23 protein-coding genes, 1 pseudogene and 1 riboswitch are annotated in these 22800 nt (G+C 35.6%); of the genes and pseudogenes, 16 read left to right on the top strand and 8 right to left on the bottom strand.

The features are described from left to right. Positions 1–35: 35 nt before the first annotated feature. Positions 36–1340: a nucleobase:cation symporter-2 family protein gene (locus G4Z05_RS14340; RefSeq protein WP_163252498.1), complete on the bottom strand. Its 1305-nt coding sequence runs from the start codon at positions 1338–1340 to the stop codon at positions 36–38. Then, a complete protein-coding gene (locus G4Z05_RS14335) occupies positions 1337–1933 on the bottom strand; it encodes a xanthine phosphoribosyltransferase (RefSeq protein WP_163252497.1) in 597 nt (198 codons plus the stop codon). Before G4Z05_RS14335 ends, G4Z05_RS14340 begins: the two co-directional genes overlap by 4 nt. 129 nt (positions 1934–2062) lie before the next feature. Further along, positions 2063–2164, bottom strand: a riboswitch (purine riboswitch). Between the two features lie 336 nt (positions 2165–2500). On the opposite strand from G4Z05_RS14335, the gene G4Z05_RS14330 reads away from it, so the two are divergent. Both G4Z05_RS14330 and G4Z05_RS14325 read left to right on the top strand, forming a co-directional pair. Beyond that, positions 2501–3691: a glycine C-acetyltransferase gene (locus G4Z05_RS14330; protein ID WP_038535146.1), complete on the top strand. Its 1191-nt coding sequence runs from the start codon at positions 2501–2503 to the stop codon at positions 3689–3691. A gap of 30 nt (positions 3692–3721) precedes the next feature. Next, a complete protein-coding gene (locus G4Z05_RS14325; RefSeq protein ID WP_038535148.1) occupies positions 3722–4684 on the top strand; it encodes an L-threonine 3-dehydrogenase in 963 nt (320 codons plus the stop codon). Between the two features lie 38 nt (positions 4685–4722). On the opposite strand, the gene selD is transcribed toward G4Z05_RS14325, so the two are convergent. Further along, positions 4723–5775, bottom strand: coding sequence for a selenide, water dikinase SelD (selD, locus tag G4Z05_RS14320; RefSeq protein ID WP_163252496.1), 1053 nt, complete (start codon positions 5773–5775; stop codon positions 4723–4725). Between the two features lie 193 nt (positions 5776–5968). Here selD and G4Z05_RS16640 point away from each other — a divergent pair. Beyond that, a pseudogene (locus G4Z05_RS16640) lies at positions 5969–6154 on the top strand (Rdx family protein); the annotation flags it as partial. A 79-nt stretch (positions 6155–6233) separates the two neighbouring features. Here G4Z05_RS16640 and G4Z05_RS14310 read toward each other — a convergent pair. Further along, positions 6234–6638: an Hsp20/alpha crystallin family protein gene (locus tag G4Z05_RS14310; protein WP_163252495.1), complete on the bottom strand. Its 405-nt coding sequence runs from the start codon at positions 6636–6638 to the stop codon at positions 6234–6236. A 100-nt stretch (positions 6639–6738) separates the two neighbouring features. Between G4Z05_RS14310 and selA the strand changes: the two genes are divergently transcribed. After that, on the top strand, positions 6739–8145 hold the full coding sequence (gene selA, locus G4Z05_RS14305; protein WP_163252494.1) for an L-seryl-tRNA(Sec) selenium transferase: 1407 nt from the start codon (positions 6739–6741) through the stop codon (positions 8143–8145). A gap of 48 nt (positions 8146–8193) precedes the next feature. Here the strand turns inward: selA and G4Z05_RS14300 are convergent, their stop codons facing one another. Further along, positions 8194–8334 (bottom strand): small acid-soluble spore protein P, encoded by a 141-nt coding sequence (locus G4Z05_RS14300; protein WP_163252493.1) that lies wholly within the window; start codon positions 8332–8334, stop codon positions 8194–8196. Between the two features lie 110 nt (positions 8335–8444). Here G4Z05_RS14300 and G4Z05_RS14295 point away from each other — a divergent pair, with 110 nt between their 5' ends. Continuing rightward, the gene (locus G4Z05_RS14295) at positions 8445–8711 is read left to right on the top strand and encodes a hypothetical protein (RefSeq protein ID WP_163252492.1); all 267 of its coding nucleotides are present in this window, start codon (positions 8445–8447) and stop codon (positions 8709–8711) included. Positions 8712–8760: 49 nt separating this feature from the next. Here G4Z05_RS14295 and sspO read toward each other — a convergent pair whose 3' ends face one another. Continuing rightward, a complete protein-coding gene (gene sspO / locus G4Z05_RS14290; RefSeq protein ID WP_163182578.1) occupies positions 8761–8910 on the bottom strand; it encodes a small acid-soluble spore protein O in 150 nt (49 codons plus the stop codon). A 328-nt stretch (positions 8911–9238) separates the two neighbouring features. Between sspO and acnA the strand changes: the two genes are divergently transcribed. The 10 genes from acnA (at position 9239) to G4Z05_RS14240 (ending at position 20455) form a co-directional block, all read left to right on the top strand. After that, the gene (gene acnA / locus G4Z05_RS14285; RefSeq protein WP_163252491.1) at positions 9239–11944 is read left to right on the top strand and encodes an aconitate hydratase AcnA; all 2706 of its coding nucleotides are present in this window, start codon (positions 9239–9241) and stop codon (positions 11942–11944) included. 330 nt (positions 11945–12274) lie between these two features. After that, positions 12275–13978: a ribosomal protection-like ABC-F family protein gene (abc-f, locus tag G4Z05_RS14280; RefSeq protein WP_163252490.1), complete on the top strand. Its 1704-nt coding sequence runs from the start codon at positions 12275–12277 to the stop codon at positions 13976–13978. A 135-nt stretch (positions 13979–14113) separates the two neighbouring features. Then, positions 14114–15163, top strand: coding sequence for an S-methyl-5-thioribose-1-phosphate isomerase (gene mtnA / locus G4Z05_RS14275; RefSeq protein ID WP_163252489.1), 1050 nt, complete (start codon positions 14114–14116; stop codon positions 15161–15163). Positions 15164–15183: 20 nt separating this feature from the next. Further along, positions 15184–15981, top strand: coding sequence for a class II aldolase/adducin family protein (locus G4Z05_RS14270; protein WP_163252488.1), 798 nt, complete (start codon positions 15184–15186; stop codon positions 15979–15981). 118 nt (positions 15982–16099) lie between these two features. Beyond that, a complete protein-coding gene (locus G4Z05_RS14265; RefSeq protein WP_163252487.1) occupies positions 16100–16636 on the top strand; it encodes a peroxiredoxin family protein in 537 nt (178 codons plus the stop codon). Positions 16637–16788: 152 nt separating this feature from the next. Next, a complete protein-coding gene (locus tag G4Z05_RS14260; protein ID WP_038535170.1) occupies positions 16789–16920 on the top strand; it encodes an FbpB family small basic protein in 132 nt (43 codons plus the stop codon). Positions 16921–16986: 66 nt separating this feature from the next. Further along, positions 16987–17127 (top strand): acid-soluble spore protein N, encoded by a 141-nt coding sequence (locus G4Z05_RS14255; RefSeq protein WP_163252486.1) that lies wholly within the window; start codon positions 16987–16989, stop codon positions 17125–17127. Positions 17128–17331: 204 nt separating this feature from the next. Next, on the top strand, positions 17332–17562 hold the full coding sequence (gene tlp, locus G4Z05_RS14250; protein ID WP_163252485.1) for a small acid-soluble spore protein Tlp: 231 nt from the start codon (positions 17332–17334) through the stop codon (positions 17560–17562). 131 nt (positions 17563–17693) lie between these two features. Continuing rightward, on the top strand, positions 17694–20009 hold the full coding sequence (locus G4Z05_RS14245; RefSeq protein WP_163252484.1) for an AAA family ATPase: 2316 nt from the start codon (positions 17694–17696) through the stop codon (positions 20007–20009). Between the two features lie 17 nt (positions 20010–20026). Continuing rightward, the gene (locus G4Z05_RS14240; RefSeq protein WP_163252483.1) at positions 20027–20455 is read left to right on the top strand and encodes an acyl-CoA thioesterase; all 429 of its coding nucleotides are present in this window, start codon (positions 20027–20029) and stop codon (positions 20453–20455) included. Between the two features lie 35 nt (positions 20456–20490). On the opposite strand, the gene G4Z05_RS14235 is transcribed toward G4Z05_RS14240, so the two are convergent. Both G4Z05_RS14235 and plsY read right to left on the bottom strand, forming a co-directional pair. Continuing rightward, positions 20491–21276: a CPBP family intramembrane glutamic endopeptidase gene (locus G4Z05_RS14235; protein WP_163252482.1), complete on the bottom strand. Its 786-nt coding sequence runs from the start codon at positions 21274–21276 to the stop codon at positions 20491–20493. Between the two features lie 129 nt (positions 21277–21405). After that, positions 21406–22005, bottom strand: coding sequence for a glycerol-3-phosphate 1-O-acyltransferase PlsY (gene plsY / locus G4Z05_RS14230; RefSeq protein WP_240465396.1), 600 nt, complete (start codon positions 22003–22005; stop codon positions 21406–21408). 186 nt (positions 22006–22191) lie between these two features. Between plsY and G4Z05_RS14225 the strand changes: the two genes are divergently transcribed. After that, the gene (locus G4Z05_RS14225) at positions 22192–22605 is read left to right on the top strand and encodes a CoA-binding protein (protein WP_205597572.1); all 414 of its coding nucleotides are present in this window, start codon (positions 22192–22194) and stop codon (positions 22603–22605) included. Positions 22606–22800: the final 195 nt, after the last annotated feature.

The following is a 22800-nucleotide window of genomic DNA, read 5'->3' as shown; positions in this document are numbered from 1 at the left end:
TCAATCACATTAGTGAATTTGGATTCGTAATTATTTTAAGATGCCTTCAATGTACTTGTCACACGGCTTTTTCGTATAGGTTTCATTACATTAAAAATAATATTTAAAACAATCGCTGTTAGGCTTCCTGCAACAATTCCACTATTCGTGAATATTTTAATGCTTTCTGGAAGTTGGTTGAAAAGGTCAGGAACGGTTGTTACTCCTAATCCCATACCTACAGAGCAAGCAATTATCAATAAATTTTCTTGAGAAGAAAAATCTACTTTACTTAGCATTTTAATTCCCGATGCAATAACCATTCCAAACATGGCTATCATTGCTCCACCAAGTACAGCAGTTGGGATAACGGTCGTTAATGCAGCAATTTTTGGAACTAAACTTAAAAAGATTAAAATACCTGCCATCGTATAAATCACATTTTTTCCTTTAACGCCTGAAAACTGGACAAGCCCTACATTTTGTGAATAGGTTGTGTAAGGAAAAGAGTTAAATAAAGCTCCAATTACGCTTGCAAGCCCTTCTGCGCGATAACCTTTTACAAGATCGTCTTCTGTAAGTTTTCTTCCAGTAATATCACTTAGAGCAAAATAGACACCAGAAGATTCAACTAAGCTGACAATTCCAACAAGAGTCATAGTAATAATTGGTGCAATTTCAAAAGAAGGTGTAGCAAAATGAAGCGGAGTCATGAAATGGAACCAGGATGCTTCTTCTACAGCCGTAAAATCTACTTTTCCCATGAATACAGCTGCAATCGTACCAGCCAGTAACCCCAATAAAATAGAAATCGCACGAATGAATCCTTTAAAGAAACGGTAAAGGATTATAATAAAGGTTAATGTTCCAAAAGCAAGTGCAATATTGGATAAAGAACCGAAATCTGGACTTCCTTGTCCGCCAGCAACATTATTCATGGCAACTGGAATAAGTGTCAGTCCAATGATTGTAACAACGGAACCCGTTACGACAGGTGGAAAGAATCGAATTAATTTACCAAAATATCTTGCAATTAATATAATGATAATACCTGAAACCAATATCGATCCATAAATAGCCGATAGTCCATATTGATTGCCAATGGCAATGATTGGACCCACAGCTGTAAAGGTACAGCCAAGTACAACGGGTAATCCAATACCAAAAAATCGATTTTGCCATACTTGTAATATTGTGGCAATCCCACTTGTTAATATATCAAGTGAAACAAGATAGGCTAGTTGTTCATTAGTTAGGCCGAGTGCACCACCAATGATTAATGGAACGATGACAGCTCCAGCATACATTGCCAATACATGTTGAATTCCTAAAGATGCTGTTTTTAATGGATTATTTTTCATGATACAAGTTCCTCCGCTTTTTGACCTTTAAAAGTTACTTTTCCGTTTTCTAGGGAAGAAATCCTTGCAAGGGATTCTACTCTATATCCAAGCTTCTTTAACATTTCAGCTCCATCTTGAAATGATTTTTCAATGACAATGCCGATCCCGGCCACTTGAGCACCACTTTGTTGAACAATTTGAATTAAACCAAGTGCAGCCTGCCCGTTTGCTAGGAAATCATCTATTATGAGAACTTTGTCCTCTTTATTTAAATAATTTTGTGAAATAGATATTTCATTTGTGACGTTTTTCGTAAAAGAATGCACGGAAGCTGTTAATAATCCTTCCGATAAGGTGAGAGACTTTCTTTTTCTAGCGAAAACAACAGGAACATTCATATATAATCCAGTCATAACAGCTGGTGCAATACCGGATGATTCAATGGTGACAATTTTTGTGATACCTTCATCAGCAAAACGTTTTGAAAATTCTTTGCCTATTTCCATCATTAATTGTGGATCCACTTGATGATTTAAAAAGGAATCGACCTTTAATACTTGATTCGATAAAACTTTTCCATCCTTTATAATCCTTTGTTCTAATAACTTCATGATGTACCTCCAATTTAGGAAAAATAAAAAACCCAAGGAATATTGCTCTCCACTACTAGAGTGAGGCAATGTCCCTTGGGTTAATATCCAAAAGATAATAAGGAATACATCCACAATAAAAAAATTGAGGACTTTGCATTACCCACTCATAGTCAGATTGTTTTCGGCAATCTGGTAGAAACTTGCGAGCCATATTCCCGCGATTATATGAGTGAAACATATTAATTTTATTCACATTATACCACGGAAAAATAACAATTCAATCTTTTTTTATGAAAAAGACGAATGTTTATTTTTTATTATTAACATTTGTTCGGATTTATGTTATATCTTTTTCAATATTTCTTATGAAGAAGATCTTTCTATTTTGGGCAATTTAAAAAAAGAAAAAAATTTTTTAAAAAAATTGTCCGCAGGGGATGAACATTTTTGAATTTTTGTGGTAAAGTATAAGAGTAAAATCCTTTAGCAATACGGTTTATAAGGATTTTTAGTGTCCTCTGTATACGGACAAATGTATTTTTCTAAATGATACTAACCATGATTTATATTGAAGGAGGATTTATAATGTCCAGTAACATTTTAGAACAGTTTTTAAATGAAAACCTGGAAGATTTAAAAGGTAGAGGTTTATATAATGTCATTGACCCATTAGACAGCCCGAATGGCCCGATGATTACAATTAATGGAAAAGAACTTGTAAACCTTTCTTCTAATAACTATTTAGGTCTAGCAACAGATAATCGCTTAAAAGAAGCTGCAAAAGAAGCTATTGAAAAATATGGAGTTGGAGCTGGAGCAGTACGTACTATTAATGGTACTTTAAAACTTCATGTTGAACTTGAGAAAAAGCTTGCTGAATTTAAACACACAGAAGCAGCAATTGCTTATCAATCTGGATTTAATTGTAATATGGCGGCAATCTCTGCTGTTATGGATAAGAACGATGCAATTTTATCCGATGAGTTAAACCATGCATCGATCATTGATGGATGCCGTCTTTCAAAGGCTAAAATTATTCGTTATAACCACTCCGATATGGATGATTTACGAGCTAAGGCAAAAGAGGCTAAAGAGAGTGGATTATATAAGAAAATCATGGTTATTACAGATGGCGTCTTCTCTATGGATGGAGATATTGCTTTATTGCCAGAAATCGTACAAATTGCCGAAGAATATGACCTAATTACATATGTAGATGATGCTCATGGTTCAGGTGTATTAGGTGACGGCGCAGGTACTGTTAAACATTTTGGTTTATCAGATAAAATTGATTTTCAAATTGGTACATTGTCAAAAGCCATCGGAGTTGTTGGCGGTTATGTTGCAGGAAAACGCAATCTAATTGACTGGTTAAAAGTTCGAAGCAGACCATTTTTATTCTCTACAGCTTTAACACCAGCTGATGTAGCAGCAAGTATCCGTGCGATTGAAATTTTATCAGAAAGCACTGATCTAAATAAAAAGCTTTGGGAAAATGGAGATTATCTGAAAAAAGGTCTTAAAGATTTAGGATTTGATATTGGCAATAGTGAAACTCCAATCACACCATGTATTATTGGTGATGAAACACTTACACAAGAATTCAGTAAACGACTCAATGAAGAAGGCGTTTATGCTAAGGCAATCGTATTCCCAACTGTTCCACGCGGGACTGGACGTGTAAGAAATATGCCAACAGCTGCTCATACTAAGGAAATGTTAGATAAAGCCATTTCGATTTACGAAAAAGTCGGAAAAGAAATGGGAATCATATAATGAAATAAACAATAAGGATGGAGAAACAACATGAAAAGAATAATGATTACAGGTGCTTTAGGTCAAATTGGTTCTGAATTAACCTTAAAACTTAGAGAAATTTATGGTACTGATAACGTTATTGCTACAGATATTAAAAAGAATGACAGTGAGGCCGCACAGGGAGGTCCTTTTGAAATTGTAGATGTGACCGATTTAAAAACAATGGTTGAGACTGCCAAAAAATACAAAGTCGATACCATTATGCATTTAGCAGCACTATTATCAGCAACTGCTGAAGCAAAGCCTGTCTTTGCATGGAACTTAAATATGGGTGGACTTATGAATGCATTGGAAACTGCTAGAGAAGTCAATGCGCAATTCTTTACACCAAGTTCTATTGGAGCATTCGGACCTTCTACTCCAAAAGATAATACACCGCAAGATACGATTATGCGCCCTACGACCATGTATGGGGTAAATAAAGTAGCAGGGGAATTATTGGCTGATTATTATTTCCATAAATTTGGTGTAGATACTCGTGGATTACGATTCCCAGGCTTAATTTCTTATGTTGCGCCTCCTGGCGGTGGTACGACAGATTATGCAGTAGAAATTTATTATGAAGCTGTTAAAAACGGTCGATACACAAGTTATATCGATAAAGGCACTTACATGGATATGATGTATATGCCTGATGCGTTAAAAGCCATTATTGATTTAATGGAAGCAGATCCGGCAAAATTAGTTCACCGCAATTCTTTCAATGTTAGTGCGATGAGTTTTGATCCTGAGGAAATTGCGGCAAGCATTGCTAAATATATCCCTGGATTTAAAATTTCTTATAATGTGGATCCAGTACGTCAACAAATTGCTGAAAGCTGGCCAAATTCGATTGATTCGACTGCAGCTAAAGAAGAGTGGGGCTTCAGCTATGATTATGATTTAGACAAGATGACAAAAGATATGATTGAAAAGCTCCGTCAAAAATTAGAATTAAAAATCCCGAGCTAATAAAAAATCCCAAGCTAAATGCTTGGGATTTTTTGTGATTATTTTGTAACTAAAATGGATTTATCTTTCTTTTTTACAACTCGACCAATAATAGAGGCATTGGTCAAACCTTTTACATGCAGTTCATGTACAAATTGTTTACCTTCCGCTTCATTGATCGAAACAAGTAGACCTCCAGAGGTAATGGCATCACATAAAACAAGCTGCTCTGCAACAGAAAGCTGATCATATTCAACATCAGAGCTAACCCATTTATGATTGGCCTTGGATCCTCCTGGAACAACTCCATGATTGGCTAACTGTATAGCGCCTTCTAAAATTGGTACTTGTGATAGAGAAATCTCAAAGCTAACGTTACTGCCACGTGCCATTTCATTTCCGTGCCCCAATAAACCGAAGCCAGTTACATCAGTTACAGCATGGGGGGTAAATGAACGTAGTGTCTCAGCTGCGGTTTTATTTAGCATGGCCATGGTTTCCGTAACTGTAGCTTCTTGTTCGATGGTGACAACACTTCTTTTTATCCCAGTAGTTAAAATACCGACACCAATTGGCTTTGTTAGTACTAAGACATCTCCTGGTTGAGCTCCAACATTTTTCCATACTTTATCTGGATGGACAATACCTGTAACGGATAAGCCGAATTTTGGTTCCTGATCATCAATTGAATGACCACCAATTGTGACAGCACCTGCTTCTTTCACTTTATCTGCTGCTCCACGCAAAATTTCAGCAAGTACATCTGGTCCTAATTTTTTTATCGGATACCCTACGATATTTAAAACCGTTTTCGGCTCACCACCCATTGCATAAACATCGCTTAACGAATTAGCAGCTGCGATTTGACCAAACATGTATGGATCATCGACAATCGGAGTAAAAAAGTCGACGGTTTGAATTAGTGCTATAGAATCAGTTAGTCTGTAAACACCTGCGTCATCATTTGTTTCATGACCAACAAGCAGTTCTGGTATTGGATCTTGTTTCGGTAAAAAGCGCAAAACTTGCGCCAGGTCTTCGGGACCAATTTTACACCCTCAACCGGCTTTGGTAGAAAATGAAGTCAAGCGGATTTTATCTTGTTCACTCATTTTGTCCACCTCCAATAAAATTAGTATAACTCTCTTCACTATGTCGGTACTAGTAGAAACAAATGATTTGTGGAATAATTAGGAATAGGATAATATATTATACTATCCTATAATGAATAGAACAGTTGGAGGTTTTTAAATGCAAAAATACCATATTGTAGTAGAATTTTGTATGTTATGAAATTATGCTCCAAAAGCCGCGAGTTTCTCGGAAGAATTATTTAATCATTTTAGACGAGATATTGAAAAATTAGAATTAATTCCTTCATCAGGAGGAGTCTTTGAAGTCATTGTTAACGGTGAGAAGATTTACTCAAAGAAGGAAACAGGTGTATTTCCAAATACGGAAGAAATGATTCAAATCATTTCTGGAAAATAACAAATACCCTCATAGCCGGTTGGACTATGAGGGTATTTCTATCTAAAATAATCATATTATGTTAACCGAGTTCCATAGTTTAAGGTAAGGTAATAAACCGATTTTTACCGTGTCCAATATTTGATTTCGATATAAATATTTCTAGGGTACCGTTTTCAAAAAAAGCTTTTACATCATGATTAATAATTGAAAAAGGAAAATCGATTGAGCGAAAATGTTTTGGAAAAGGAGACGGGAATTTATAGGAATGTTTTTGCGCAGTAATCTTTAACGACGTATCTTCTACTTTTACTGTTATTTCCGAACTTGCAAATTCCTCAAGAAACGCAGCAATAATCCAATCCGTATTTGTTTCATATATATCAATTTTAAATTGTGTATGATCTTCATGTAATGTTTTTGGGTCAAGAAAATAATTTTTTAACCATTGGTCGATTAGATCAAAATCAATGGAATGAGAATGAAGTAATTTCTTCTTTTTCAAATTCTTTTCCCCCTTGCTCGTTTCATTTTATTCATAAAGGTAAAAAATGTGAAACATGTTATAATAGGCCAATAGAAGGATTTAAAAAGGAGTTTTTTTCATGAAAGAAGTGCTGCGTTCGATACCTCCCGTCCATGAATTACAGAACCACTACAAATTTGATACCCTTCTTGAAGATTATCAAATAGATAGAAGCCAATTAACAAAACAACTAAAACTTGTGATGGATCTCGTTAGGAAAAAATTGATTAATGGGGATTGGCATGGCTCATTACCGGGAACAGATGATTTTATTGATGATGTGTTTACAATCCTAACAAATCATATATCAATGCAATATTCTTATACTTTAAAAAGAGTTATTAATGCGACAGGAACGATTTTACATACCAACTTAGGAAGGGCTCGATTAAGTAAATCAGCTGTTCAACACGTAGTGGAAACAGCGCAAAATTATTCGAACCTTGAATACAAGTTAGAAGAAGGTGAACGTGGTTCCCGTCATAGTCATGTAGAAGGATTGATTAAGGAAATAACTGGTGCAGAAGCTGCAATGATCGTGAATAATAATGCTGCAGCCGTTTATTTGATATTAAGAGCACTTGCAAAAGATAGAGAAGTCATTGTATCAAGGGGACAACTAGTTGAAATTGGCGGATCCTTTCGAATTTCTTCTATTATGGAAGAAAGTGGTGCTAGATTGGTTGAAGTAGGTACAACAAATAAAACACATCTATATGATTATGAGAATGCACTTTGCCCCGATACAGCGATGATTTTAAAGGTACATACGAGCAATTTTAAAGTGATTGGATTTACAAAATCAGTGCCAACGGAAGAACTAATAAATCTAGCAAATAAACATCATAATGTTATTTATTACGAAGATCTTGGTAGTGGTGCGTTATTTGATCTTAGAAATTACGGCATTGGTAATGAACCCCTTGTTAAAGAAATTATTGAAATGGGAGCAGATGTTGTTACCTTTAGCGGGGATAAGCTATTAGGCGGTCCGCAAGCGGGGATCATTGCTGGAAAAAAGATCATTATTGATCAATTAAAGAAACATCAGCTAGCCCGAGTGGTAAGAGTTGATAAAATGACATTGGCTGCCTTAGAAGGTACTCTTATCGATTATGCCCGTGGTCAAAAAGGGATAACTAATATACCTACGATTCGCGATTTATTAGTTACTGTTAATGATTTAGACGCTAGATCAAGAAGGTTTGTTACAAAATTATTACAAAGTTCAATGGATTATGAAGCAAATATTTCTCAATCTACTAGTCAAGTGGGTGGAGGAACCATGCCTGATGTGGAACTACCATCAGTGATAATTTCATTAAAACATGCTAGATATTCCCCTGAGGAGTTAGCGAGAATATTACGTACTCAGACAAAGCCTGCCATTGTAGGTAGGATTCATAAGAATGAGTTTATGATTGATTTGCGGACCGTTACACCAGAAGAAGAAGAAATGATTATAGAGGCTTTAATAAGCGTTTAATGATTCATCGCTCCAAATACAATTTGGAGCGATGCTTTTTTTGACTTTTTACATATCGTGACTTGAATTATGTTTTTGACGTGTATGGTTATGGTTTTTTACCTTTTTAGACCCACTTAATGGTTCAGGTTGACCTGTTAGTTTGGGGGCATTTTTCCGCATATCTTTACTGTCATTTTTGTTGGTCATCAATATCCCTCCTCAATTGTTAGCATGCAGTGATTAGGCCTTTTTATGCTGTATATTTTTTGACTATCTGTGCAATTTAAAGGGTATAAATCATGAAGGAGGAAGTTCCGATGCAAAAATATCCTTATAATAAAGATAAACAACAAGCGTTTCAAGCTGCCCAACAAGGTTATGAAAATGCTCAAAGTTTATATGAAACCATTGTCAGTGACAGTGCTAGCTATGGCCATCAACTAAAACATCTGAAAAACGAAGTAAATGAAGCCTATCAGCAGATCGAAAATGCATTGGAAGTCGCATCTGAAAAACAAAGAGCTCAATTAGAACGTTTTCAACGAGATTTAAAACAAATTGTTTCAGAAGTGAATATGGAATAGTATAAATGAAAAGTGCGGGTGAACCACCCGCATTTTTTGCTTTTATCTATTATTGATTTTTCTTTCTTTTTTTATTGTTGCTTTTTTCAAGTTCTGTTAAATGTTCTTGAGCCATCTCTTCGTTATAACCCGCACCCCCACCTTGGGATTTGGCAGCATTCATTCCAGGAATGACATGATTCGCCTTACGTTTTGCCATAATGGATCACCTCCTTAAAACTACTATTTCCATTTGCACGAAATAAATGACGAATTAACGTTTTATTGCCATAATAAAAGACAAAATTTGTCGTAATCATTGCTTTATATAAAACAAGAGATTATCATGTTTTCTAAATTTTCTATACAATATTAATGAAAAACTATAAGTAAAACTTATCAAACATAATAACTTTATTGTTATTTACTTACACGGCTGCTTATATTATGATTGAATTGTGAGAAAAGTTAGTCCTAAAGGGAATATTCAAACTTTTCGATTTTTGAAGATAATTGTATATGGTTGACGAACTTGGGGGGTTTTTGGAATGGTAAAGAATGATGTTTTTAACGCGCGTTCTTCCTTTGAAGTAAACGGCAAAACGTATCACTACTATCGATTAAATGCATTGGAAGAAGCCGGTTTAGGCAAAGTATCAAAATTGCCATATTCCGTAAAAGTTTTACTTGAATCTGTCCTTCGCCAATATGATGGGCGTGTTATTACAAAAGAACATGTTGAAAATTTAGCAAAATGGGGAACAGATGAGCTTAAAGAGGTAGATGTTCCATTTAAGCCATCACGTGTCATTCTTCAAGACTTTACTGGAGTTCCAGCTGTGGTTGACCTTGCTTCATTAAGAAAAGCAATGGCTGACCTGGGTGGTGATCCGGATAAAATCAATCCAGAGAAAACGGTAGATCTTGTCATTGACCACTCCGTACAAGTTGATGCGTATGGAAACGAAAACGCATTAAAAGTGAACATGGATTTAGAATTTGAACGAAATGCAGAACGTTATCAGTTTTTAAGCTGGGCCCAAAAAGCGTTTAACAACTATCGTGCTGTGCCGCCAGCAACAGGTATCGTTCACCAAGTTAACCTAGAATATTTGGCAGATGTCGTTCATGTTGCCGAAGTAGACGGTGAATTAGAAGCTTATCCAGATACACTGGTAGGTACAGATTCCCATACAACTATGATCAATGGTCTAGGTGTTCTTGGTTGGGGAGTCGGTGGTATCGAGGCAGAAGCAGGTATGCTTGGCCAACCTTCATATTTCCCTGTACCAGAAGTAGTTGGGGTAAAATTAATTGGAGAACTACCAAACGGTGCTACAGCTACTGACCTCGCGTTAAAAGTAACACAAGTTCTTCGCAAACATGGGGTAGTTGGCAAATTCGTAGAATTCTTCGGATCAGGTGTATCTTCACTTCCTCTTGCTGACCGTGCAACTGTTGCCAACATGGCTCCTGAATACGGTGCTACTTGCGGATTCTTCGCCATTGATGATGAATCTCTTGAATACTTGCGTTTAACAGGCCGTGATGAAGAACATGTTAAAGTCGTAGAAGCCTATTGCAAAGCAAACGGTTTATTCTTTGATCCAACTGTTGAGCCAGTTTATACAGATGTTATTGAAATTGATTTGTCTGAAATTGAAGCTAATCTTTCTGGACCAAAACGTCCTCAGGATTTGATTCCATTATCAAAAATGAAGGAAGAATTCGTAAAAGCAATTTCAGCTCCTCAAGGCAACCAAGGTTTTGGGCTACAAGCTGACGAATTAGAGAAATCAGCACTTATTAAATTTAATAATGGGGAAGAAGTTGAGATCAAAACAGGTGCGGTTGCCATCGCATCCATTACAAGCTGTACCAATACTTCAAACCCATATGTTCTAGTAGGTGCAGGTCTTGTGGCGAAAAAAGCTGTAGAACTTGGTTTAGAAGTACCGAAGTATGTAAAAACATCCTTGGCTCCTGGGTCAAAGGTGGTAACTGGATACCTACGTGATTCCGGATTGCTTCCATACCTTGAGAAAATCGGATTTAACCTTGTAGGTTATGGTTGTACTACATGTATCGGTAACTCAGGACCATTAAAAGAAGAAATTGAAAAGACAATTGCAGAAAACGATCTATTAGTTACATCTGTTCTTTCAGGTAACCGTAACTTTGAAGGTCGTATCCATCCGCTTGTTAAAGCGAACTACCTTGCATCACCACCATTAGTTGTAGCATATGCTTTAGCTGGAACAGTCAACATTGATTTTGAAAAAGAACCAATTGGAAAAGATAAAAATGGCAATGATGTTTACTTTAAAGATATTTGGCCAACTTCTGCTGAAGTAAATGATGTGGTAAAACGTACGGTTACTCCAGAGCTGTTCCGTAAAGAATATGAAAATGTATTTGGTGATAATGAGCGTTGGAACGAAATTAAAACGAGCAATGAGCCGTTATATTCTTGGGATGAAAATTCTACTTACATCCAAAATCCACCGTTCTTTGAAGGATTATCACCAGATCCAGATGAAGTTAAGCCGTTAACAGGTCTTCGCGTTGTAGGTAAGTTTGGTGATTCTGTAACAACAGACCACATTTCACCTGCAGGAGCTATTGGAAAAAATACACCGGCTGGAAAATACTTATTAGAAAAAGGTGTACAGCCTCGTGACTTCAATTCATACGGTTCTCGCCGTGGTAACCATGAAGTTATGATGCGTGGAACATTTGCCAACATTCGTATTCGTAACCAAATTGCACCTGGTACAGAAGGTGGATTCACAACTTACTGGCCAACTGGTGAAGTTATGTCCATTTATGATGCGTGCATGAAGTATAAAGAAAATGGCACAGGCCTTATGGTAATCGCAGGCAAGGATTACGGAATGGGTTCATCTCGTGACTGGGCAGCGAAAGGTACAAATCTCCTTGGCATTAAAACCGTTCTTGCTGAAAGTTTTGAGCGTATTCACCGTTCAAATCTTGTATTAATGGGTGTTCTTCCACTACAATTCAAGAATGGAGAAAATGCCGAAACTCTTGGATTAACTGGTAAAGAAACATTTGAAGTACTAGTAGATGAAAACGTAAAACCACGTGATCTTGTAAAAGTTATTGCTACCGATGAAAACGGCAATAAAAAAGAATTTGAAGTAGTTGTCCGCTTTGATTCTGAAGTTGAAATTGACTATTATCGTCATGGCGGTATCCTACAAATGGTATTACGTGAAAAATTAAAAGGCTAATTAATTAAAATAAACACCATGCAAGTGTGCATGGTGTTTATTTTGGCAGAATGTAATTGACAGAATTTGTTGATTAAAATAGAATGAAAGTATCAATCATGAAAGGAATGAAACAAGGGCCGATGAAGTTTTAATCTTATTTTTCAGTACATTTTTCGAATAACGAAAAAATGATGAACCTGAAGAATAGGATTAGTCTGCCCTTTTTTCTATCTTGCTATTTCGTAAGCCTTTATATTTCATATAGGCTTATTTGATTATTCATACATTTAGGCAATTTTATTTTTCGGCATGATACTCTCTTCAGGTTCATTTGAAGGGAGTTTTTTTATGAATAATAATCGTGTGATTCTAAAGATAACAGGTTTAGAAAAAAGTTATCAGTCAAGAAAAGTTTTAGATCATATTCAATTTGAGATGAAAAACGGTGAGAGAATCGGGCTTGTTGGTTATAATGGCACCGGAAAAACCACATTAGCCAACTTGATTTTCGGTAAACTTCAGCCGGACAATGGAACAATTGAATTAGCGAAAGATTTAAAAGTTGGATATCTATTACAATCCATTGATTATCAACTAAACGTCATACATGAGTCGTTTACCACCAGTAATAATCAAGATTTTTTCCAAATTGCTAGTGAGCTTGGTTTAAAAAAGATTTATGAATGGGAACAATCAAGACTGTCTAATTTAAGCGGGGGAGAAAAGTTAAAGCTCGCTCTTTCAAATGTATGGGCATCTAAGCCCGACCTGTTAATACTGGATGAGCCTACCAATCACTTAGATTATAAAGGAATCAAATGGCTAACTTCTGAAATGAAAAAATTTGATGGGGCTGTTTTAATTATTTCACATGACCGACATTTTTTAGATCAGATTGTAACGAGGGTAGTTGAAATAGAAAACGGAAAACTTCATTCTTACAACGGAAATTATACCGACTATCGCAAGGAAAAACAAAAAAAAATAGAAACCCAGCGCCACTATTATGAAGTTCAGCAGCGTCAAATTGAAAGAATTGAAGAACAATTACATCAATTAAAAACATGGTCGGAAAAAGCCCATAGCCGATCAACAAAAGAGGAAGGCTATAAAGAATATCATCGAGTTAAGGCTAAAAAACGGGACCAACAAATAAAATCAAAAATGAAGCGACTTCACCAAGAGCTTTCCAAAAAGAAAGTTGAAAAACCATTAGAAGAGCCAAAAGTAAAATTTGAGTTTGATTCAAACGGGAAAAGAGGAAAACGAATCATAGAGGCAAAAAATTTATCCAAGTCTTATCCCGGAAGGATTTTGTTTCAAAACTCTCAATTTTACATCAATCACGGTGAACGTATCGGGATTCTTGGGGAAAATGGCTGTGGCAAAACTACCTTGATAAAAATGATTCTTGAAGAGGAGCCAGTCACAAATGGTGATTTATGGAAGAGTCAATCACTAAATATAGCTTATTTAAGCCAAGATGTTGCTGATTTGCCAGAAGACATAACACCAATAGAAGCTTTAGGGTTATATGATAGGGAACAAATTTTTAAAGCCAGAACGATTCTAGCTAATCTCGGCTTAAAGGAACAGTATATTACAAAACCGATAGGGACATTAAGTTTGGGTGAACGAACACGGGTGAAACTTGTTGATATTTTGATGAAGGACTATGATGTATTAATTTTAGATGAACCAACGAACCATATGGATTTGCCTAGTAGAGAGCAGCTTGAAAAAACACTCAATGAGTATACTGGGACAATCATTTTAGTATCCCATGATTATTACTTTTTAAATAAACTTTGTGATAAGCTGATTGTTTTTGAAGGACAGCAGGTAAAGAGGCTAGAAATGAAGCCTGATGAATATTTAAATAAGAATCATCATGAGAAAGACAATAAACAAGAGACATTAATGATATTAGAAAATCAAATAGCTGCTATTTTGGGTGAGTTATCTACCCTTGATCAAAACGACCCTAAATACCAATTATTAGATCAACAGTTTAACGAATTAATCAAACAAAAGAGAAACCTCATTCGTTAGTCACTAAAAAGAGCAGGATATGCCTGCTCTTTTTGTGTGAAAATGTATTGCATATGTAATGAATATTGTTACAATTACTATGGCAGTGTATAAAAAGCAAGCTGGAGATAGTAGATACGAGAGAGGATGAGATAGGTGGAAACTGCATTTTTACAATCTGTTTTTTTTCAAAACGGTATTTTGAAAATACTTGACCAAACGAAAATTCCTAATGTTACAGAATTTCTTGAAATTACTACAATTGAAGATGCTTGGGATGCGATTAAACAATTAAAGGTACGCGGTGCTCCAGCCATTGGGATTGCAGCGGCTTATGGATTACTATTAGGCATAAAAAATGCTCCTGAGAATTCATTTGATGATTTTTACATAGAATTTAAAAAACAAGCAGATTATTTGGCTACATCACGTCCTACTGCAGTCAATTTGTTTTGGGCATTAAAAAGAATGGACGAACGGGCAAAAAAGGAAAAAAATCAGCCGGTAGCAAAAATTAAAGAAGCACTTGAAGAAGAAGCCCACCTTATTCGCCAGGAGGATGAAGAGGTTTGTCGTTCTATTGGCACACACGCCCTTTCTCTTCTAAAAGACGGTATGGGTATCCTAACCCATTGTAATGCAGGAGGAATCGCTACTGCAAAATATGGCACAGCACTTGCTCCGCTTTATTTGGCAAAAGAAAAAGGTTGGAATATCAAAGTTTTTGCAGATGAAACTCGTCCATTATTACAGGGTGCCAGGTTAACTACTTGGGAGCTTATGCAGGCAGGTATTGACGTGACGCTTATTACGGACAGTATGGCAGCCATGGTCATGAAAAAAGGTTGGATACAAGCAGTAATTGTTGGATGTGACCGAGTAGCAGCAAATGGGGATGTTGCCAATAAAATTGGTACATATGGTGTAGCTCTTTTAGCTAAGGCACATAATATTCCTTTTTATGTTGCAGCTCCACTTTCAACGATTGATTTGGATACAAAATCAGGTGACGACATTCCGATCGAGGAAAGAGATGCTTCAGAAATTACTGAAGGATTTGGAAAACGAACGGCTCCTGAAGGTGTGAAGGTATTTAATCCGGCATTTGATGTCACGCCACATGAACTCGTAACGGCCATAATTACAGAGAAAGGGATCATTAAAGGAAATTATCAAGTGGAGCTACCAAAACTTTTTCAAGGATAAAATGGAAAGCAGGAGTTACGATGATTTCAGATCTAAAATATAGACAACATATTTGTGAAATTGGCAAAAAAGTATATGAAAAAGGTTTTGTTGCGGCAAATGATGGGAACCTTTCGATACGGCTAGGTATGGATGAATTTCTTATTACTCCTACAGGTGTTAGCAAAGGTTCATTGACACCGGAGATGATTGTAAAAGTAGATGGGCAGGGAAATGTTCTTGAAGGGGAACTTCGACCTACATCAGAAATGAAAATGCATCTTTGTGTTTACAAGGAGCGACCGGATATTCAGGGAATTGTTCATGTCCATCCCCCATATGCAACGGCATTTGCTATTGCTGGTATGCCATTAGATCAAGCTATTATGCCAGAATCAGTCGTTTACCTTGGCACGATTCCTATCGCGGAATATGGAACTCCTTCTACAAATGAGATTCCTGAAGCCATTAGTAAATATGTTCATAACCATCAAGGAGTGCTTTTGGAAAACCATGGTGCGTTAACATGGGGGAAGGATTTAGACCATGCTTATTACTTAATGGAATCTTTAGAATTTACCGCGAAGATTAATTGGATTGCCAAACAATTGAATGGAGACAGGGAGTTATCGAATAGGCATGTACAAAAACTTATTGAAATGAAAACGAAAATGGGTATAAAAGGGTACTCCCCATTAGGAGTCCAAACTCCTGATGGAATTCATGCGATGAAAGTAACTCCATCCCCTATTGGTGAATTATCGGAACATGATGTAAATAGAATTGCTGAAAAAGTAACAAAAAATATATTAAATGAATTAAAAGAATTACTAAAGTAGTTGTAATCAAGCATCATCAGATTTAATTGACACAAATTTGGCACATACATGTTTTGTTTCACCATATTTTTTAGTATAAAATCATATTATCAGCCCTATAGTAAGGGAGGGATATAAGTTGATAAAAAAAGTACTGGCCGCAGTTGTACTCATTTCATTATTAACTGTAGCTATTGTACAAGCGGTAAACAAAAATTCAGATGTTCCTGAATCCACCAATACGACATCCGCCACTAAGGAAGGGTTGTCTGTTGGTGCTAAAGCACCTGATTTCGAACTGAAAACTCTATCAGGAGATTCAGTTAAGCTTTCCGATTTAAAAGGGAAAAAGGTCATGTTAAACTTCTGGGCAACATGGTGTCCACCTTGTAAAGAAGAAATGCCTGCTATGGAAAAGTTGCATAAAGAAGCTGGGGAAGATTTATTGATTCTAGCTGTGAACATTGACCCTCATTTGGATGTCCAGGGGTTTGTCAATGAAAATAAACTTACGTTTCCGATTTTATTGGATACCGATGATACAGTAAATGAAAAGTATCAAATTTTATCTATCCCAACAACTTATTTTATTGACAGCAAAGGGATAATTCGGCACGTTTCTTTAGGTTCAATGGAGTTTGATGAAATGAAAGAATTAACCGAAAAACTAAAATAAGCAATAAAAAAACGTTGGATTAACCAGCGTTTTTTTATTTTCACCATCACACTTCTGTATTTTTCTTTTAAATTTTCGAAAAGTTGTAATAATTAAAAGCGTTGTCGGACATAATAACTGATACAATAGTAAATAAGGAAGGTGATTTTTACATGAGAAGACCAAGAAAACGATCATTTGCAGAACTTGTATCCGAAAATAAATTACAATTATTAAAGGATCAAGCTGCAATGGAAAAAATAGAACAACGTCTTGAAGAAAGACGATTAGGAAAAGCAGAATAGGACAAAAGTTTACCATTTATGTTTCCTCGCTAAATTGGACAAAATGTTTTGTAAGGGGGGAACAAAATGGGAAAAGGATATCAAACAAAACGCTTTCAACCAAATCATATTGGCACACAACCAAGAGGTTTTGGTGGAAATAAAGGAAAGAAAATGCAAGATAACTCTGGAGAACATGTACAGGTAATACAAACAAAAGGAGAATAATGATATACAATGCCCCGGGGACAAGGATTTACCGGGGCTTTTTCATTTTATAAGTGCGCCTTGTTACCTAATGATATTTGTCATTCATTTGCACAAAATACTGGAACATTACTTTAGAAAAAACACGACATTCCTTGTGATATTTTTTTAAAATCGATACAAACTATTTTTGTACCAAAAACCTATTACAAGGAGGAAGTTGTTTTGACTTATAACAACAAACCAAATCCAGATGACCGTAGTGATAATGTTGAAAAATTACAATCAATGATAACCAATACCATTCAGAATATGGAAGCGGCTGAAGAATCTTTAGCTTTTACAGATAGTGAAGAACAGCGTCAACAAATCAAAGCAAAAAATCAACGTAGACGTGAAAGCATCGAATCATTCCGTGCTGAAATTAAGGATGAAGCACATCGAACAGAAGAATAAAATCTTCAAGGATCCGTTCAACATGGACGGGTCCTTTTTTATCACCTTGTATGAAGGAAATGCCTCTTATTTCTTGAATGACTCATTATTATGGTAGAATAGGAAGGAAATTTTAATAAAGATGTGATTATATGAATAATGAATTTTTATCAAGGCAAATTCAACTATGGGAGAAAGAAGTGAAGGAAAAAGGAGAAATTTTAAATCAAGGTGAATTGATCACGGCTTTAAGTAAGGAAACAAATCCCATTTTTTCATCAAAGATGTTAACCATCATGGCTCAATCAAGAATGCAAAAGAAAAAGCAAGATCAGTTAGCCTATACTTTTTTGAAAAAAGCACTTCAGCTGTATCCTAATAATCAAACAGCCAAGGAATGTTTGATGCAATTCGATTGGATAAAGTTAAAGGATCTGTTTTCAGTGTTAACTTTCCCAGCGATTAGAGAAACAGACAACCGGACCGCCAAAAAGAAAATAGCTGAACAATATATAGAGGTATGTGAAAGCTTTTTATTAGAGGCAGAAGAAAAACTTGATGAATTTCAATCTAAGTTTAACCTTTCACCTTCCCAGTTAAATAAAGAACTATCCCATATTTACAAGCAGCTTTTAGAACAGCTAACAGAAGCCGTTCAAGAAGTTTCCTATCTTTTAAAGGCAGCGAAAGAATATGAACAATCCATTATTGGTGTTTTTCATACTTCCACCTATTATGAGGATTTAAAACAGCATCTTGCCAATGTAGAGAATTTAAAAAGAAATTGGCAGGAGTTATTTACGCAATATGATGATGAAACACACGTGGAAGAACATGCCCTCGATCAATTAAATGAATTAATTGGGATGGAAACAGTAAAAAAACGTGTTAATGATTTTTATCGATTTTTAAAATATCAAAAACAACGGAAAGAACTTGGGTTTACAATTAAAGATGAATTAAGTCTCAATATGGTGATTACCGGAAATCCTGGAACAGGAAAAACGACGATCGCCCGACTTCTAGCAAAAATATATCATGAATTAGGTGTACTTCCGCGCGAAGAAGTAATTGAGACAAACCGTACACAACTGATCGGTTCCTATGTCGGACAGACAGAAGAAAATGTTCGGTCCATTGTGGAACGATCAATTGGTGGGGTGCTTTTTATTGATGAAGCATATAGTTTAAAACGGGAAGGCCAGTCCGGTAATGATTATGGACAAGTAGCGATTGATACACTCGTATCCTTAATGACTTCTGATGAGTTTGGTGGAAAGTTTGCTGTCATTTTAGCGGGCTATCCCGAGGAAATGCGTAATTTTTTAGATGCTAACCCGGGGTTACGTAGCAGATTTCCTGTGTCGAATATGATTCAATTACCCAATTATTCGAATGAGGAATTAATTCAGATCGCTGAAAAAACAGCAGCAGAAAATGATTATTTTTTAACTGAAGAAGCCAAAACCGAAATAAGCCACCGACTGGAGCAAGAACAAGTAGATAATACATTTGGGAATGCGAGAACTGTCCGAAATATTGTACTTGAAGCCATTTTTAAAAAAGGATCCCGACAAGAGAATGAGAAAAATCTCATTGAGTTTATGTTCTTAAAAAAAGAGGACTTTTCTGTGGATCTAGTACAAAAAGATGGTTCACCTTCTGAAAAGCTCAACCAATTAATTGGTCTTAATCAATTGAAAAAGGAAATAAAAACTTTAATCTCGTTTGTAAAAATGCAGCAGTTTAGAAGAAACAATGGTCTTCCAACCGTTCCTATACAACTGCATTCCGTCTTTACTGGAAATCCTGGAACTGGAAAAACGACCGTAGCCAAAATTTACGCTGAATTATTAAAGGAATGCGGGTTATTAAAAAGAGGTCATTTAGTTGTTACCAGTAGAGCAGATTTCGTTGCTGGGTATGTCGGTCAAACAGCAGGAAAAACGAAGAAAAAGATTAGAGAAGCTTTGGGGGGCGTTTTATTTATTGATGAAGCCTATTCCTTATTAAGTCATTCAGCGGGTGATTTTGGGAAAGAAGTTATTGACACACTTGTAGATGAAATGACTAAGCACAATGAAAATCTTGTCGTTATTCTTGCTGGATATCCGGGGGAAATGAATGAGTTGCTTGAGAGTAATCCTGGTCTTCGTTCAAGGTTTAAAAAGTTCTATTATTTTCCTGATTACACACCTGAACAAATATTGGAAATTATGTTATCATATGCAAATAAGTATCAATATCAATTTACGGACGAGGCAAAGGAATATCTGCTCCAAACATTAAGTAGGGAACAATTTAAAGGAAATGGTCGATTGGCTGTTAATCTAGTGGATGAGATCATTCAAGTCCAGTCAGCAAGATTAATGAATGATGAGGAAAACCATTTTCTATTTGAGAAATCGAAATGGTTGGAAGCAGGAGATGTAAAGGCAGTTATAGAAAATAAAGAGAAAATAACGTAGAAGGAGAGGCATTACAAGTGGAAAATTGTTTTGTATCTACAAGGGAAATACATCTTTATTATGCTGATACCGATATGATGGGTGTTATTTATCACGCCAATTACTTGAAATTTTTTGAGCTGGGACGGACAGGACTTATAGAAGATTTAGGATATAGCTATGTAGCAATGGAAGAAGCGGGATACTATGCACCAGTTTACGATATTCAAATTACATATAAAAAACCTTTACGATATGGTGATCAAGCATTTGTAAAGACTTGGGTTCAATATAACGATGGTATTAAGACGATATACGGTTATAAGATAATAAACGGGAATGAGGAAGTATGTGCGGAAGGGACATCCACTCATATTATAGTAAAAAAAGACTCGTTCAAGCCAACTTCCTTCAAAAAGGCTTTTCCAGAATGGTTTACGAAGTATGAGGAAGTGAAGATGAAATAAGGCACACTTGATCCTTTTCAAGTGTGCCTTTGATTTTATTGAGGAAGAATTATATTTGCATGAATAAATAAAAGAAAAACAATCAGTGCATGTAGAATCATGGAAGGGAAAATGTTTCTTGTTTTCATGGTTACAATACTAAAAAGAAATCCTAAAAACACAAAGAAGAAAGTCATTTTCATTGAAGTGCCAAACATAGTTGTATTGATCGCAAAAACAATACTTGCTACTATCACACCAGTAAGTTTATTGGTTAGTTGAATAAAAATCGAAAGAAAAATGCCCCTCCATAAAACTTCTTGCACAAACGCATAAAGAATGGAGACAAGAATTGTGATGATAAATGTACACCATACCGTCGATATTTTTGTTGTTATATGTGGAATATACAAAATGAATAACAAAGTAATAAACAATAAACAAGCTAGAATGAGTCGATTGACAAGTAAGGAAGACTGTTCTCTTTTCTTTAATGTTCGTTTATAGCCATAGGAATTCATTTTATAATGAAATTGTTTTAAAACATATATAACCATGAATAGCGGTAAAAACAAAAGCAATTGGTCAGCAATGACTAACATCATCGGGGAAATGCGAAAGGTTTCGAGGAAACGGGAAATATAACCCACTGCTAAATTCCCAAGAAAAAATGAAATCATCATCCATATAACGATTCTTTTTTCTTCATTCAGAAATGGAATCGATAGGAAAGAGGACATAAGCAAGATAAAAAACTGTGAATAAAAACCTCTTGTAAAAAGAAAAGTCATAACGGTAAAAAGGATGCAAATGAAAATCCCCAAAAATTTTTTTTGTTTCATTATTAAATACTCTCCATCTTTCATACCATCATTATAGCAAAAATCAAAGGATGAAAGAAATAGAACACTTGATGATGACTTACTATAAATGATAAAAAATGGCTATAAAAAGAACCATCGAGATTCTTTTTATAGCCATTTAATTTTTGGTTCGGTTTTATTAATGATTCGGTTAATATTGGCACGGTGGCGGTAAATAACAAAGCTCGCTAATAAAGAGACAACGATCAATAATGGAATATCCCACCCTTGGAAAAATCCAGTCGTTAATACATAGACAACAGCGACTCCACCTGCGATCATCGAAGATAAAGAAACATATTTTGTGATATAAAGGCTAACAAAAAAGGAAACTAACAATGTAATAAACAAAAATGGTGCATAAAATAATAAGACTCCCCCAGAGGTAGCCACTGCTTTCCCCCCACGAAACCCGGCAAATATCGGGTAGGTATGTCCTAATACAGCAAGCACACCAGGGATTAATGGATGTAAATCGATGGCGAATAGATTTGGTAAGGCGGCTGCTAGTGTTCCTTTCAAAATATCTGCCAATGTAACTGCTAAACCCGCTTTTACCCCAAGTGTACGAAACGTATTGGTTCCTCCTAAATTACCACTACCATGCTGCCTAATATCCGTTTTATAAAAAACTTTTCCGATAATGAGTCCAGATGGAATCGAACCTAGTAAATAGGCTAGAACTAATACGACAATCATTTCAATCATGAAAAATTACTCCTTCAAATAATAAAGTTATTCTTCTATTATATCCGTTTGGATGGAAAGAGAAAATATCTGATTTCGTAGGAATTTAGATTTATGACTACAGTTTAATCGTAAGCGTTTTATTATATATTTTTTATTGGTAATTGGTACAATATAAGAAAATCATTTGTTATAGGAGTGATAATAATGGCGATTGAAAATCCAAGTCTAGAAGAAATCGGAGAAATTTTAAAAAAAGCAAAACGAATTGCTGTCGTTGGTTTAAGTAATAACCCTACCCGTACCTCTTATCAGGTTTCAGAAGTAATGCAAAAAGCCGGCTATGAAATTATTCCTGTAAACCCAACTATCGAGGAATCACTTGGAGTAAAGGCTGTTGCCTCATTAAAGGATATCAAAGGACCGGTTGATATCGTGAATGTTTTCCGTCGTTCAGAGCAGCTGTATGATGTGGCAAAAGAATTTGATGAGATTGATTGCAATGTTTTTTGGGCTCAACAAGGGCTTGTGAATGAAGAAGCTTATCATTTTCTGAAAGAAAAAGGGTATACCGTAATTATGGATCGTTGTATTAAAGTTATGCATGCCTTAACGAAATAATGGTTAATAGAGCTGCTGAAAAATAGCAGCTTTTTTGTATTTAACGAAATAAAACAATGGGATTTTGCTATCTATTTCAAGTACATATTTGCCAAATCGAAATAAATCTATAAAATAAAGCATAGACACTGAAAGTACATATGATAAAATAATCTTCGAACATCTGTTCTAATACATATAAATAAAAGGAAAATC

Source organism: Neobacillus thermocopriae, from assembly GCF_010975035.1.
Taxonomy (GTDB): Bacteria; Bacillota; Bacilli; order Bacillales; family Cytobacillaceae; genus Neobacillus; species Neobacillus thermocopriae.
This window is presented reverse-complemented; position numbering and strand designations above follow the sequence as displayed.